Origin of the sequence: Pseudomonas sp. BMW13, assembly GCF_013357275.1 — a bacterium.
Taxonomy (GTDB): domain Bacteria; phylum Pseudomonadota; class Gammaproteobacteria; order Pseudomonadales; family Pseudomonadaceae; genus Aquipseudomonas; species Aquipseudomonas khazarica.
On record NZ_SUKD01000003.1, the window covers coordinates 124,128 to 139,137 of the forward strand.

The 15,010-nt window shown below is 66.9% G+C and carries 13 protein-coding genes; 12 read left to right on the plus strand and 1 reads right to left on the minus strand.

The genetic code is table 11. The features are described 5' to 3' along the window. Positions 1 to 65: 65 nt before the first annotated feature. The 10 genes from bioF (at position 66) to E4487_RS03600 (ending at position 11,977) form a co-directional block, all read left to right on the plus strand. On the plus strand, positions 66 to 1,235 hold the full coding sequence (gene bioF, locus E4487_RS03555) for an 8-amino-7-oxononanoate synthase (protein WP_037056074.1): 1,170 nt from the start codon (positions 66 to 68) through the stop codon (positions 1,233 to 1,235). Then, positions 1,228 to 1,950: an alpha/beta fold hydrolase gene (locus tag E4487_RS03560; RefSeq protein WP_134676458.1), complete on the plus strand. Its 723-nt coding sequence runs from the start codon at positions 1,228 to 1,230 to the stop codon at positions 1,948 to 1,950. Before bioF ends, E4487_RS03560 begins: the two co-directional genes overlap by 8 nt. After that, positions 1,943 to 2,797, plus strand: a complete 855-nt coding sequence (bioC, locus tag E4487_RS03565; protein WP_175252740.1) for a malonyl-ACP O-methyltransferase BioC — start codon at positions 1,943 to 1,945, stop codon at positions 2,795 to 2,797. The genes E4487_RS03560 and bioC overlap by 8 nt, the downstream gene beginning before the upstream one ends. 62 nt (positions 2,798 to 2,859) lie before the next feature. Beyond that, entirely contained in the window at positions 2,860 to 3,549 is a 690-nt protein-coding gene (gene bioD / locus E4487_RS03570) for a dethiobiotin synthase (protein WP_037056071.1), read from the plus strand. A gap of 96 nt (positions 3,550 to 3,645) precedes the next feature. Further along, on the plus strand, positions 3,646 to 3,945 hold the full coding sequence (locus tag E4487_RS03575; RefSeq protein WP_047592815.1) for a hypothetical protein: 300 nt from the start codon (positions 3,646 to 3,648) through the stop codon (positions 3,943 to 3,945). Positions 3,946 to 3,997: 52 nt separating this feature from the next. Continuing rightward, a complete protein-coding gene (locus tag E4487_RS03580) occupies positions 3,998 to 4,732 on the plus strand; it encodes a putative metalloprotease CJM1_0395 family protein (protein ID WP_134676459.1) in 735 nt (244 codons plus the stop codon). 169 nt (positions 4,733 to 4,901) lie between these two features. Further along, positions 4,902 to 6,707, plus strand: coding sequence for a phenylacyl-CoA dehydrogenase (locus E4487_RS03585; RefSeq protein ID WP_134676460.1), 1,806 nt, complete (start codon positions 4,902 to 4,904; stop codon positions 6,705 to 6,707). A 115-nt stretch (positions 6,708 to 6,822) separates the two neighbouring features. Further along, positions 6,823 to 8,142: a GGDEF domain-containing protein gene (locus E4487_RS03590; RefSeq protein WP_218952838.1), complete on the plus strand. Its 1,320-nt coding sequence runs from the start codon at positions 6,823 to 6,825 to the stop codon at positions 8,140 to 8,142. A gap of 103 nt (positions 8,143 to 8,245) precedes the next feature. Continuing rightward, positions 8,246 to 10,036, plus strand: a complete 1,791-nt coding sequence (locus tag E4487_RS03595; protein WP_175252727.1) for an acyl-CoA dehydrogenase C-terminal domain-containing protein — start codon at positions 8,246 to 8,248, stop codon at positions 10,034 to 10,036. Positions 10,037 to 10,198: 162 nt separating this feature from the next. Continuing rightward, positions 10,199 to 11,977, plus strand: a complete 1,779-nt coding sequence (locus tag E4487_RS03600) for an acyl-CoA dehydrogenase C-terminal domain-containing protein (RefSeq protein ID WP_175252728.1) — start codon at positions 10,199 to 10,201, stop codon at positions 11,975 to 11,977. Positions 11,978 to 12,028: 51 nt separating this feature from the next. Here the strand turns inward: E4487_RS03600 and E4487_RS03605 are convergent, their stop codons facing one another. Continuing rightward, positions 12,029 to 12,622, minus strand: a complete 594-nt coding sequence (locus tag E4487_RS03605) for a HutD family protein (protein ID WP_175252729.1) — start codon at positions 12,620 to 12,622, stop codon at positions 12,029 to 12,031. A gap of 216 nt (positions 12,623 to 12,838) precedes the next feature. Here E4487_RS03605 and hutI point away from each other — a divergent pair, with 216 nt between their 5' ends. Further along, positions 12,839 to 14,050, plus strand: a complete 1,212-nt coding sequence (gene hutI, locus E4487_RS03610; protein ID WP_175252730.1) for an imidazolonepropionase — start codon at positions 12,839 to 12,841, stop codon at positions 14,048 to 14,050. After that, entirely contained in the window at positions 14,040 to 14,978 is a 939-nt protein-coding gene (gene hutG / locus E4487_RS03615; RefSeq protein ID WP_175252731.1) for a formimidoylglutamase, read from the plus strand. Before hutI ends, hutG begins: the two co-directional genes overlap by 11 nt. Positions 14,979 to 15,010: the final 32 nt, after the last annotated feature.

Here is a 15,010-nt window from a genome sequence, read left to right on the forward strand (position 1 = left end):
AGCCCGAGGTCATGCGCAGGGTGGCTGACCCGCTTGCGGTTATCCACCGTTCTCCGGTGCCTGCCATGTCTTTCGATCTTGCGGCCCGCCTGGCCGAGCGCCAGGCAGCCGACCTGTTCCGCAGCCGTCCTCTGCTGCAGACCCCGCAGGGTCCGCAGGTGCGTGCTGATGACCAGGAGCTGCTGGCCTTCTGCTCCAACGATTACCTGGGCCTGGCCAACCACCCCGAGGTGATTCGCGCGCTGCAGCAGGGCGCGGAGCAATGGGGCGTCGGTGGCGGCGCGTCGCACCTGGTGATCGGTCACAGCACGCCTCACCATGAGTTGGAAGAGGCGCTCGCCGCGTTCACCGGACGCCCGCGCGCGCTGCTGTTCTCCACGGGCTACATGGCCAACCTCGCTGTCGTCACCGCGCTGCTCGGCCAGGGTGACAGCGTGCTGGAGGATCGCCTCAACCACGCGTCGCTGCTCGACGCCGGCCTGCTGTCCGGCGCGCGCTTCTCGCGCTACCTGCACAACGATGCGGTCAGCCTGGCCAATCGCCTGCGCAAGGCCAGCGGCAACTGCCTGGTGGTCACCGATGGGGTGTTCAGCATGGATGGCGACCTGGCCGACCTGCCGGCGCTGTGCGCCGAGGCGCGGCTCAAGGATGCCTGGGTGATGGTCGACGACGCCCATGGCTTTGGCCCGTTGGGCGCGACCGGCGCTGGCATCGTCGAACATTTCGGCCTGGGCCAGGATGACGTGCAGGTGCTGGTCGGCACCCTGGGCAAGGCCTTTGGTACCGCCGGTGCCTTCGTCGCTGGCAGCGAAGAGCTGATCGAGACGCTGATCCAGTTCGCCCGCCCCTATATCTACACCACCAGCCAGCCGCCCGCCGTGGCCTGCGCCACGCTGAAGAGCCTGGAGCTGCTGCGTACCGAGAGCTGGCGCCGCGAACACCTGGCCGGGCTGATTGCCCGCTTCCGTCAGGGCGCCAGCGAGATCGGCCTGGACCTGATGGACAGCCCGACGCCGATTCAGCCGATCCTGGTGGGTGACAGCGCCCGTGCCCTGAAGCTTTCTGCGTTGCTCAAGGCGCGCGGCATGCTGGTCGGCGCCATCCGTCCGCCGACCGTGCCGGCCGGCAGCGCGCGCCTGCGCGTGACCCTCTCCGCCGCCCATAGCGCAGCGCAGCTCGAACTGCTGCTCGAAGCCTTGGCCGAATGCTGGCCCCAGGTGCACACCGATGACTGAGAAACTGATTCTGCTGCCCGGCTGGGGCTTCGATGCGGCCGTGCTGCAACCCCTCGCGGATGCACTGGGTGGCGAGTGCCAGGTGCAGGTCGCCGCACTGCCCAGGCTGGCCTCCGCGTCTGCCGGGGACTGGCTCGACGAGCTGGATGCGCGTCTGGCCGATGGTTGCTGGCTGGCCGGCTGGTCGCTGGGCGGCATGCTCGCCGCTGCCCTGGCGGCGCGGCGCGGCGCGCGTTGCCGCGGCCTGATTACCCTGGCCAGCAATGCCTGCTTCGTGGCCAGCGAGCGCTGGCCGCAGGCGCTGGCCGAGGACACCTACAACGCGTTCTACCAGGGCTGCCAGGCGAATGCCGGCGCGACCCTGAAACGCTTCGCCATGCTCTGTGCCCAGGGCGCTGCAGATGCGCGCGGCCTGTCGCGGCAGCTGCAGGCCCACCTGCTCGCGGGTGACGAGGCGGCACTGCTCGCCGGCCTGCGGGTTCTGGCGAGCCTCGACAATCGTGCGCCGCTGGCGGCCTTCGGCGGGGCGCAGCTGCATCTGCTGGCCGAGCTGGACGCCCTGGTCCCGGCTGCGGCGGGCGACGCGCTGCTGGCGCTGTTGCCGGCGGGCGAGGTGGATGTACTGGAGGGCTGCGGTCATGCCTTCGTGCACGAGCAGGCTGACAGCGTGGCGGCGCTGATGCTGGATTTCATCCGTGAGTCCGATGATGGCTGAGCGTTTCGAACGCGCGCAGGGCTCCGACGTCGAGGTGAGCACGGCGGCCCTGCCGGACAAGCGCCAGGTGGCGGCGTCGTTCTCGCGAGCGGCGGCGAGCTACGATGCCGTGGCCGAGCTGCAGCGCCATGTCGGCACGCAACTGCTGGCGCGTCTGCCGGTTTCGCTGCAGCCGCATCGCTGGCTGGACCTGGGCAGCGGTACGGGTTATTTCACCCGCGCCCTTGGCGAGCGCTATGGGCAGGGGACGGGGTTGGCCGTGGACATCGCCGAAGGCATGCTGCGCCATGCCAGGCCCCAGGGGGGCGCCGCGCATTTCATCGCCGGTGATGCCGAGGCCCTGCCGCTGCAGACGGCCAGCGTCGACCTGCTGTTCTCCAGCCTGGCGCTGCAGTGGTGCGCCGATTTCCCGCGCGTGCTGAGCGAAGCGCAGCGGGTGTTGCGCCCCGGCGGCGTGCTGGCGTTCTCCAGCCTGTGCGTCGGCACCCTGCAGGAGTTGCGCGACAGCTGGCAGGCGGTCGACGGCTTCGTCCACGTCAATCGCTTCCGCCGGTTCGAGGACTACCAGCAGTGTTGCGCCGCCAGTGGCATGCAGGTGCTGAGCCTGCAGCGCCAGGCGCAAACGCTGCATTTCCCCGACCTGCGCAGCCTGACCACCTCGCTCAAGGACCTTGGCGCGCACAACCTCAACCCAGGCCGGCCGGGCGGCCTGACCGGGCGTGCGCGCATTCGCGCGCTGGTCGAGGCCTACGAGCGCTGGCGTCAGCCCGCCGGGCTGCCTGCCACCTATCAGGTGGTCTACGGCGTGTTGCAGAAACTTCCGGGCGACCTTGCTGGCGTCGCCTAGCGGCGGCCCGTAATCGCCCGCCAGAAAGACACCTTCGGATAGCAGCGACGGGAGACATCGTCATGACGCACGCCTACTTCGTCACGGGGACGGATACCGAGATCGGCAAGACCACCATCGCTGCCGGCCTGCTGCACGCTGCCCGCCTGCGCGGGTTGAGTACTGCGGCGGCCAAACCGGTCGCCTCCGGTTGCCAGCGAACGCCGCAAGGGCTGCGCAACGACGATGCACTGGCCCTGCTGGCGCAGTGCTCGCTGCCGCTGCGCTACGAGGAGGTCAACCCGCTGGCGTTCGAGCCGGCGATCGCGCCGCACCTGGCGGCGCGCGAGGTCGGCGTCGAGTTGACTGTCGCCAGCCTGGCCAGCCCGGTACGCGCGATCCTGGCAAGGAACGCCGACTTCTCCCTGGTCGAAGGTGCCGGTGGCTGGCGTGTACCCCTGGCCGGGCGCGAGAGCCTGTCGGACCTGGCCCAGGCGCTGGCGATACCGGTGATCCTGGTCGTGGGTGTGCGGCTGGGCTGCATCAATCACGCGGTCCTGACGGCCGAGGCCATCGAACGTGACGGGCTCGAGCTTGCCGGCTGGGTCGCCAATATCGTCGACCCGCAGACCTCGCGCCTGGAAGAGAACCTGGCGACCCTGGGCGAGCGATTGCCCGCCCCGTGCCTGGGCCGGGTGCCGTACCTGGCAGATGCGAGCGCCGCAGCGGTGGCGCAGCACCTGGCGCTGGAACGCCTGGTCGACTGGGAATAAACAGCCGGCGGACGATAGCCTTTTGTCTGTACATTTTTTAGCCGACTTCTGCTTCAATACGCAGCATCAGGTTTTATTTCCCCTTGGGAGCTGTCGATGGAAATCTCCAGCAATGCATTCAGTTCGGGTTTGAACGGCATCCAGGCCGGGCAACGCCGTGTCGAGCAGGCGGCCAGCGACATCGCCAGCAACGCGGTGACCGAGCCGCAGCAGCCCAGCCAGACGCCACCGCAGAACCAGGTGAACCCCACGCCACAGTCTGCCGAGCAGACGCGCCCCGACCTGGCGGAAAGCCTGGTCGCCTTGCGCGTTGGCGAGAACGAGGTGCGGGCCAGCTCACGTGTCGTGGAAACCGCCGATGAGGTGCTGGGTACGCTCATCGACACGCGTGCGTAAGTAGTTCCACCCCGGCCGTGGATGCGGCCTGCAACGGGGTAGGAGGGAGCACATGCAGATCGGCAACAGCGTGCCACCTTTCGTCCCTGCGCCGTCCTTCTCTTCGGCTCGGCCCCTCTCGTCCGACGTTTCCCCCGATATCGCCCGTGCCGACCAGGCACCCGTGACCGCGCCGCAGGAGCAGCAGGCGAATTCCAGCGCCTCCGGGCGCGAAGAGGCTGACCGTACCTCCACCGATGCGGCGGACGACAGCGCCGAAGCCAGCCCCCGGGAGCAGCGCCAGCAGCAGCTGGAGATCGCCGATCTGGTTCAGCGCGATCGCGAAGTGCGCACCCACGAACAGGCCCATGCGGCTGTCGGTGGGCAGTACGCCGGTTCACCGACCTACAGCTTCAAGCGTGGCCCTGACGGCCAGCGCTATGCCGTCTCCGGTGAGGTCGGCATCGACACGGCCGCTGTCCCCAATGACCCCGAAGCCACCTTGCGCAAGATGGAAGTCGTGCTGCGTGCCGCCCTCGCGCCCGCCGAGCCCTCCGCACAGGATCTGCGCGTGGCCGCCCAGGCCCAGGCCAAGGCGGCGCAGGCGCGGGTGGAGCTGGCCGAGCTGCGCCGCGACGAAGCCGCCAGCGCCAGCGAGGAGAGCAAGGGGCGCGACGACGAACGGCAAGCCCAGGAGGCGTCTGACGAGCAGGGCCAGCAGGCCGTGCCGCCCGCACCTGACCTTGACCTGTACCGGCGCCTGGGCGAGTTGCCGTCGTCGGAGCCCGGCATCGATCTGGTCGCGTGACGGGTCGATTGGCAGCGCTTGACAAGGGGTTGGCGTAAACGTATGTTTCAAACGCCTGTTTGATTGCTTCGGCCGCAGCCTCGTGGCCGGGCAGCCGGGAGTGATCCCGAGAGCGACCGCCAAGACGGTCACCCCAACTACTAGGAATCCACCGCAGAGGTTTACCGCTATGCCTGACTACAAGGCCCCCTTGCGTGACATTCGTTTCGTTCGTGACGAGCTGCTGGGCTACGAAGCGCACTACCAGAGCCTGCCAGGTTGCCAGGACGCCACTCCGGACATGGTCGACGCCATCCTCGAGGAAGGCGCGAAGTTCTGCGAGCAGGTCCTGTCGCCGCTGAACCGCGTGGGTGACACCGAAGGCTGCACCTGGAGCGAGTCCGGTGTGAAAACCCCGACGGGCTTCAAGGAGGCCTATCAGCAGTTCGTCGAAGGCGGCTGGCCGAGCCTGGCCCATGACGTCGAGCACGGCGGTCAGGGTCTGCCGGAGTCGCTGGGGCTGGCGATCAGCGAAATGGTCGGTTCGGCCAACTGGTCGTGGGGCATGTACCCGGGCCTCTCCCACGGTGCGATGAACACCCTGAGCGCCCACGGTACCGACGAGCAGAAGCACACCTACCTGACCAAGCTGGTATCCGGCGAGTGGACCGGCACCATGTGCCTGACCGAGCCGCATTGCGGTACCGACCTGGGCATGCTGCGCACCAAGGCCGAACCGCAGGCCGACGGCAGCTACAAGGTCACCGGCACCAAGATCTTCATCTCCGCGGGTGAGCACGACATGGCCGGCAACATCGTCCATATCGTCCTGGCCCGCCTGCCCGATGCTCCGGCCGGTACCAAGGGTATCTCGCTGTTCATCGTGCCGAAGTTCATGCCCAACGCCGATGGCGGCGTAGGCGAGCGCAATGCCGTTTCCTGTGGCTCCATCGAGCACAAGATGGGCATCCACGGCAACGCCACCTGCGTGATGAACTTCGACGGCGCCACCGGCTTCCTGATCGGCCCGGCCAACAAGGGCCTTAACTGCATGTTCACCTTCATGAACACCGCTCGCCTGGGTACCGCGCTGCAAGGCCTGGCCCACGCCGAAGTCGGTTTCCAGGGTGGCATCAAGTACGCCCGTGAGCGTCTGCAGATGCGTTCGCTGACTGGCCCGAAAGCGCCGGAAAAAGCCGCTGACCCGATCATCGTGCATCCGGACGTGCGCCGCATGCTGCTGACCATGAAGGCCTTCGCCGAAGGCAACCGTGCCATGGTCTACTTCACTGCCAAGCAGGTGGACATCGTTCAGCACAGCGACAACGAAGAAGAGAAGAAGGTCGCCGACGAGCTGCTGGCGTTCCTGACGCCGATCGCCAAGGCCTTCATGACCGAAGTGGGCTTCGAGTCCGCTTCCCACGGCATGCAGATCTACGGTGGCCATGGCTTCATCAGCGAGTGGGGCATGGAGCAGAACCTGCGTGACTGCCGCATCTCCATGATGTACGAAGGCACCACCGGCGTTCAGGCGCTCGACCTGCTGGGCCGCAAGGTGCTGATGACTCAGGGCGGCGCGCTGAAGAACTTCACCAAGATCGTGCACAAGTTCTGCCAGGCCAACGAAGGCAACGACGCCGTCAAGGAATTCGTCGAGCCGCTGGCCAAGCTGAACAAGGAGTGGGGCGACATCACCATGAAGATCGGCATGGCGGCGATGAAGGATCGCGAGGAAGTCGGTGCCGCTTCGGTGGACTACCTGATGTACTCCGGTTACGCCTGCCTGGCCTACTTCTGGGCCGACATGGCGCGCCTGGCTGCCGAGAAGCTGGCTGCCGGTGCGGGTGACGAGGCCTTCTACAAGGCCAAGCTGCAGACTGCCCGCTTCTACTTCGCGCGCATCCTGCCGCGCACTCGCGCGCACGTCGAGACCATGCTGTCCGGCGCCAGCAACCTGATGGACATGGACGAAGAGCACTTCGCGCTCGGCTTCTGATTCCGTCACGGTTGAACGCAAACGCCGCCCTTCGGGGCGGCGTTTGCGTTTTTTCGCGTCGTACTGAAGGGAATGTCGCATCCTGTCGCTGTTTTCAATCATCGAAGCAGGCAGAATGCCTTCATCTCTTGCTCAGGGTGTCCGCGTGATCCGTCCGGCCAATCTGCGCCTCAGCCATTTCCTCTCCTCGCTGCCGTTGCTGGTCGGCGCATTCGTGGCTGCTCGGCTGCCGGTGCTCAGCGAATTCTTCATCTCCCTGTTCAATGTCCTGCCGACCCTGCTGTTGCTGCTCGGCGGCGCCTTCTGCCTGGCCTATGGCCGCCAGCGCGAGGTCTTCCTGCTGCTGGTGCTGTACGTCGGCTACTTCATGCTCGATATCCAGGTCGATCACTTCCGTGACAACGGCCAGGTCAGGGACGACGCCGCCCTGGTCTTTCACCTGATCTGCCTGCTGTTGCCGATGCTCTACGCCCTCTACGGCTGCTGGGAGGAGCGTTCGCACCTGGCTCAGGACATGCTGGCGCGGGCGCTGGTCCTGCTGGCGGTGAGTGCGGTGGCCTTCGCGCTCGGACGCCGTTATCCACAGGGCATCGCCGACTGGCTGGCGCAGATCCACTGGCCGGCGTTGCACGGCGCCTGGATGAGCCTCGCGCAGCTGACCTACCTGGTGTTCCTGGTCGCTTTCGTCGCGCTGCTGGTGCAGTACCTGCGACGCCCGCGGCCCTTGCACGCGGCGCAACTGGTCGGGCTTGTCGGCCTGCTGTGGATGCTGCCGCAGGTGTTCATCATGGCCCATGCGCTGCAGGTGATGAGCAGCATGGTCATGCTCATGCTGGTTGCGGCGGTGGCGCACGAGGCCTACCAGATGGCCTTCCGTGACGAGCTGACCGGCCTGCCCGGACGGCGTGCGCTCAACGAGCGTCTGCAGCGCCTCGGGCGTGACTATGTGATCGCCATGGTCGATGTCGATCACTTCAAGAAATTCAACGATACCCATGGTCATGACGTCGGCGACCAGGTGTTGCGCCTGGTCGCCAGTCAGCTACGCAAGGTCGGCGGTGGCGGCAAGGCCTACCGCTATGGCGGCGAGGAGTTCACCCTGCTGTTTCCCGGCAAGAGCGTGGAGCAATGCGTGCCGCACATGGAGGCCGTGCGCCTGGCCATCGAGCAGTACCGCATGCAGCTGCGCGACAAGCAGAGCCGTCCGCGTGATGATCGCGAGGGCAAGCAGCGCCGTGCCGGCAAGGCGGCCAGCGAGGTTTCGGTGACGGTCAGCATGGGCGTGGCCGAGCGCCAGGCCGAGCAGCGCACACCGCAGGAAGTGATCAAGGAAGCGGACAAGGCGCTGTACAGCGCCAAGGCCGCCGGGCGTAACTGCATTCGCAGCGCCGGGCAGCGACGTGGTGCGGTGAAGGTCAGCGCCCCGGCCGACTGAGCCGGCTTATGGCGGCGCATTCAGGCGGCCAACGATCATTGTTGCCGTTCCATTCGCGGCAGTAGCGTGGGGCACCTGACCGCTACCCGAATGGAGAACGACCATGCCCGAGTACAAGGCCCCGCTGCGCGACATGCGCTTTCTGATCGACGATGTCTTTGCCTTTCCCGCCCACTACGCCAGCCTGGGGGCCGACGATGCGAGCCCGGATATGGTCGCGGCGATCCTCGAGGAGGGCGCCAAGTTCTGCGAGCAGGTGCTGGCCCCGCTGAACCGCAGCGGTGACGAGGAGGGCTGCCATTTCGACAACGGCGTGGTGACCACGCCCAAGGGCTTCAAGGAGGCCTTCGCGCAGTATGCCGAGGGTGGCTGGATGGGCCTGGCCGCCGACCCGCTGCATGGCGGGCAGGGCCTGCCCGAGTCACTCGGCCTGATCGTCGCCGAGATGGTCGCCTCGGCCAACCAGTCCTGGGCCATGTACCCGGGGCTGACCCATGGCGCCATGTCCGCGATCCACGCCCATGGCAGCGAAGAGCAGAAACAGACCTACCTGACGCGCCTCACCGAAGGCCGCTGGACCGGCACCATGTGCCTGACCGAGCCGCATTGCGGCACCGACCTGGGCATCATCAAGACACGCGCCGTGCCGCAGGCCGATGGCAGCCATGCGATCTCCGGGACGAAGATCTTCATCTCCGCAGGCGAGCACGACATGAGCGAGAACATCGTGCACCTGGTGCTGGCCAAGCTGCCCGACGCGCCTGCGGGCACCCGGGGCATTTCCCTGTTCATCGTGCCCAAGTTCCTGCCCCAGGGTGACGGCTTCGGTGCGCGCAATGCGGTGAGCTGCGGTTCCATCGAGCACAAGATGGGCATCAAGGCCTCGGCGACCTGCGTGATCAACTTCGACGCGGCGACCGGTTACCTGATCGGCGAGGCCAACAAGGGCCTCGCCTGCATGTTCACCATGATGAATCATGCCCGCCTGGGCACCGGCATGCAGGGCCTCTGCCTGGGCGAGGCCAGCTATCAGGGCGCGCTGCGCTACGCCAGGGAGCGCCTGCAGATGCGCGCACTGACGGGACCGAAGGCGCCGGACAAGGCGGCCGATCCGATCATCGTCCATCCCGATGTCCGCCGCATGTTGCTGACCATGAAAGCGTTCAACGAGGGCAACCGCGCGCTGGCCTACTTCACTGCGCAGCTGATCGATGTCGCGCACCGCGCCGAGACGGCCGAAGCGCGCCAGGAGGCCGAGGACCTGCTGGCCTTGCTCACGCCGATCTGCAAGGCGTTCATGACCGAGACCGGGCTCGAGGCCACCAACCACGGCATGCAGGTTTTCGGCGGGCATGGCTACATCCGTGAGTGGGGCATGGAGCAACTGGTGCGCGATTGCCGCATCGCACCGATCTATGAAGGCACCAATGGCATCCAGGCTCTTGACCTGCTCGGGCGCAAGGTGCTGGGCAGTCAGGGCAAGCTGCTGCGCGGTTTCACCCGTGTCCTGCACAAGTTCTGCGAGGCCCAGCAGGAGCATCCGCAACTGGCCCCGCAGGTGGCGCAGCTGGCGGCGTTGAACCGGCAGTGGGGGGAGCTGACGCAGAGCATCGGCATGGCCGCGATGAAGAATCCGGACGAGGTCGGCGCGGCGTCGGTCGATTACCTGATGTATTCGGGCTATGTCACCCTGGCGTACTTCTGGTTGCGCATGGCTGTGGTCGCCCAGGAAAAGCTCGCGCAAGGGGATGACGATGGCTTCCATCAGGCCAAGCTGGTGACGTGCGCCTTCTACTTCCAGCGCATCCTGCCGCGTACCGAGGCGCATCGTCTGGCGATGTCGGCGGGCAGCGCCAGCACCATGCAGCTGGCGGAAGAACACTTCGCCTTCTGACCGCTGGTCGAGGCAATTCGGCCCGCCTTCTGGCGGGCCTTTTCATTTCATGGACATATGAGCGGCGGCTGAATATATGGTCACAACATGACCCTATGTGTCTGAAAAGTTGTTGGATTAAACTCGGTCCACATACGTAAGTCCGCTTTTCGAGGATGTGTCATGGCCGATTACAAAGCCCCCCTGCGCGACATGCGCTTCGTGCTCAATGAAGTATTCGATGTCTCCAAGCTCTGGGCCGAGTTGCCGGCCCTGGCCGAAGTGGTCGATGCCGATACCGCCAGCGCCATTCTGGAGGAGGCCGGCAAGGTCACCGCAGGCAGCATCGCGCCGCTGAACCGCAGTGGCGATGAAGAAGGCTGCTCCTGGGACGACGGCGCGGTGAAAACGCCGGCTGGCTTCCCCGAGGCCTACCAGACCTACGCCGAAGGCGGCTGGGTGGGTGTCGGTGGTTCGCCGGAGTTCGGCGGCATGGGCATGCCCAAGGTGATCGGCGCCCAGGTCGAGGAAATGGTCAACTCGGCCAACCTGTCCTTCGGCCTCTACCCGATGCTGACCGCCGGTGCCTGCCTGTCGATTCTCAACCACGCCAGCGAAGAGCTGAAGGCGCAGTACCTGCCGAACATGTATGCCGGCGTCTGGGCCGGCTCCATGTGCCTGACCGAGCCGCATGCCGGCACCGACCTGGGCATCATCCGCACCAAGGCCGAGCCCCAGGCCGATGGCAGCTACAAGGTCACCGGCACCAAGATCTTCATCACCGGTGGTGAGCACGACCTGACCGAGAACATCATCCACCTGGTGCTGGCCAAGCTGCCGGATGCGCCGGCTGGCCCGAAAGGCATTTCGCTGTTCATCGTGCCCAAGGTCATGGTCAATGCCGACGGCTCGCTGGGTGAGAAGAACGCCCTGGGCTGCGGCTCCATCGAGCACAAGATGGGCATCAAGGCCTCGGCCACCTGCGTGATGAACTTCGATGGCGCCACCGGCTACCTGGTCGGCGAAGTGAACAAGGGCCTCAACGCCATGTTCACCATGATGAACTACGAGCGCCTGGGCGTTGGCATCCAGGGCCTGGCACTGGGTGAGCGCAGCTACCAGAGCGCCGTCGAGTATGCGCGCGAGCGCATCCAGAGCCGTGCCCCGACCGGCCCGCAGGCAAAAGACAAAGCAGCCGACCCGATCATCGTGCACCCGGACGTGCGTCGCATGCTGCTGACCATGAAGGCGCTGAACGAGGGCGGCCGTGCCTTCTCCAGCTACGTCGCCATGCAGCTGGACACCGCCAAGTACAGCGAGGACAAGGACACCGCCAGGCGCGCCGACGAACTGGTCGCCCTGCTGACCCCGGTGGCCAAGGCCTTCCTCACCGACATGGCGCTGGAAACCACCGTGCATGGCCAGCAGATCTTCGGCGGCCATGGCTTCATCCGTGAGTGGGGCCAGGAGCAGCTGGTGCGCGACTGCCGCATCACCCAGATCTACGAAGGCACCAACGGCATCCAGTCGCTGGACCTGATGGGGCGCAAGATCGTGGGCAGCGGTGGCAGCTTCTACAAGCACCTGTCCGACGAGATCAAGGCGTTCGTCGCCGCGGCCGATGCCGGCCTCGCCGAGTTTACCCAGCCGCTGACCGCGGCGGTGCAGAACCTCGATGAGCTGACCGCCTGGGTCCTGGATCGTGCCAAGAGCAACCCCAACGAAATCGGCGCGGCGTCGGTGGAGTACCTGCATGTGTTCGGCTACACCGCCTACGCCTACATGTGGGCGTTGATGGCGCGCGCGGCGCTGGGCAAGGAAGCTCAGGACGAGTTCTACGCCAGCAAGCTGGGCACGGCGCGCTTCTACTTCGCCCGCCTGTTGCCGCGCGTTCACTCCTTGAGCGCCTCGGTCAAGGCTGGCAGCGAATCGCTGTACCTGCTGGATGCCGCGCAGTTCTGAGTCCTGCTGCGTGGTGGATGAGCCCCGGCCCCTGTGCCGGGGTTTTTCATTTCAGCGGCAGCGCGCCTTCAGCCTGCCCAGGTATAGCAGGGCAGGGCGCTGCGACTGCAGGTGCAGCGGCCCCGGCTCGTTCTCCACGAGCAGGCCGTTGCCCGCCGCGATGTCATGCAGCACGCCGCCTGCATCGACCCTGACGGCAGTCTGCGCCGCGTTCCACAACAGCAGTACCTCGGCATCGTTCTCCACGAGCTGTTCACCTTGCAGCCTCAGCGCCTGCAGGTCATGCGTCCAGGCGCCGCGTCGCGTCATCAGGTTGAGGTCGGTGATGGGGCCGTCCTGCAGCTGCGCGCTGATCGCCTCCTCACCGCCGAATACCGCGATGGTGCCGTCGCCCGACAGCGTCTCGCGCCGGCCGTTTTCCCGCTGCAGGTGCAAGCCCTTGCCGGCCAGCACGACCAGGCTGCGATCGATGCCAGGGAAGCGGGAGAAGGCACCGCTGGAGGCGACGCTCGCGCTGCTGATGCGCCAGTCGAAGTCGTCCAGGCTGGCACCTGCCGGGCAGATGGCCAGTTCCAGCGTCGAGCCGCCGCCGTTCTTCCAGGACATGGCGATGGCGCTGCTGGGGTCGAGCAGGGTGTAGGGCATGGTCTTCTCTAATGTATATACATATTGGGGTGGGTCGCCGGCATGGCGACCGCCCGCCTCGTCATTCCCCGCGTGTCGCGGAGGTGGCTGCAATCATAACGTATCACTGCAACGTTCAAGCGACAGGCGGATGATCTTGGCATGCGTCGCCGGCTTGACGTCGATTCGATTCGTTTCTATTGTATATACAAATAAAGCGCAAAGAGCACCAGGCCGATGCATTCCAATTCGAAACAGCTGTGGCGCGACGTTCAGGTCTTCGATGGCCAGGCGCTGCTGGACGAGGCGATGACCGTGCGCGTCGACGACGGTCGCGTGGCCGGCATGTGGCCGTCGCGGGCGTTCGCCGAAGCGGACGCCCAGGGCGCCGTCGAAGCGGGGCAGGGTGGGGTGATGACGCCGGGCCTGATCGACTGTCACACGCACCTGGTCTACGCCGGCGACCGCGCCGGTGAATTCGAGCAGCGCCTGGAAGGGGTCAGCTACGCCGAGATCGCCAAGGCCGGCGGCGGCATCCTCAGCACCGTGCGCGCGACTCGCGAAGCCAGCGAGGAGGCGCTGCTCGCCGCCAGCCTGCCGCGTCTCGACGCGCTGCTCGCCGATGGCGTGACCACCGTGGAGATCAAGTCCGGTTACGGCCTGACCCTGAGCGACGAACTGAAGATGCTGCGTGTCGCCCGTCGTCTCGGCGAGCTGCGCCCGGTGCGCGTCACCACCACGTTGCTGGGTGCCCATGCGCTGCCTCCGGAATACGCCGGACGCGCCGATGATTACGTGAGCCTGGTCTGCGACGAGATGATCCCGGCCGCCGCTGGCGAAGGGCTGGCCGACGCGGTGGATGTGTTCTGCGAAGGCATCGGTTTTTCCCCGGCGCAGTGCGAGCGCATCTACCAGGCCGCCCAGGCGCACGGCCTGGCGATCAAGGCGCATGCCGAGCAGCTGTCCAACCTCGGTGGCAGCGCCCTGGCCGCGCGCTACGGCGCGTTGTCGGCCGACCATATCGAATACCTCGACGAGGCCGGCGTGCGAGCCATGGCCGAGGCCGGCACCGTTGCCGTGCTGCTGCCCGGCGCCTTCCACGTGTTGCGCGAAACCCAGTTACCGCCCATCGACCTGCTGCGCCAGTACCAGGTGCCGATGGCCGTGGCCAGCGACGCCAACCCCGGCACCTCGCCGATCTGCATGCCGAGCCTGATGGCCAACCTGGCCTGCACCCTGTTCCGCCTGACCCCGCGCGAAGCCCTGGCCGGCATGACCGCCCATGCTGCCCGCGCCCTCGGCCAGCCCGAGCTGGGACGGATCGCCGTCGGCGCAGCGGCGGACCTGTGCCTGTGGGACATCCAGCACCCGGCCGAGCTGGCCTACGCGGTGCAGAGCGGGCGCTTGCGCCAGCGCATTTTCAACGGAGTCATCACCCATGCTCGCTGATCGTTTCTCCCTCGACGCCTGGACCGGCCGTATCGACCCCGAGCCGGACAGCCCGCGCTGGCACCAGCGCATCCAGCCGCTGGCCGAGGCCCGCGAGCCAGGCTTGGCCCTGCTCGGCTTCGCCTGCGACGAGGGCGTGCGACGCAACCATGGCCGTGTCGGCGCCGCCGGCGGGCCGCTGGCCCTGCGCAAGGCACTGGCCAACCTGGCCTGGCACCGTGAAGCACCGGCCTTCGACGCCGGCGACGTGATCTGCGAGGACGGCGACCTGGCCGCCGCCCAGGCGCGTCTGGCGCGTGGCGTCTGTGCGCTGCTGGAGGCCGGGCACCTGCCGCTGGTGCTCGGTGGCGGCCATGAGGTGGCCTTCGGCAGTTGGTCCGGCCTGGCCGAGCATTTCGCCGGACGGAAGACGGCGCCGAAGATCGGCATCGTCAACTTCGACGCGCATTTCGACCTGCGCGATCCGGCTCACGTGCAGTCCTCGGGTACGCCCTTCGCGCAGATCGCCGAGCAGTGCCAGGCCCGTGGCTGGCCGTTCCACTACGCCTGCCTGGGCGTCAGCCGAGCCAGCAATACCCGCGCGCTGTTCTCCCGCGCTGCCGAGCTGAACGTGCTGGTGCGCGAGGACCACGAGATGCGCGAGGCCGGCCTGGCCGCCATCGCGGCTGAGCTGGAGGCCTTCCTCGCCGACTGCGACGCCTTGTACCTGACCATCGATATCGACGTGCTGCCCGCCTGCGAGGCGCCGGGCGTCAGCGCACCGGCCGCGCGCGGGGTACCGCTGGCGCTGCTCGAGCCGCTGCTCGAAGGCCTCAAGCGCAGCGGCAAGCTGCGTCTGGTGGATTTCGCCGAGCTTAACCCGAACCACGACATCGACAACCGCACCGCCAAGGCGGCGGCGCGCCTGATTCACCTGCTCAGTCTCTGAGCAGGCGCCAACCCGACGCTTTCTCGCACAAC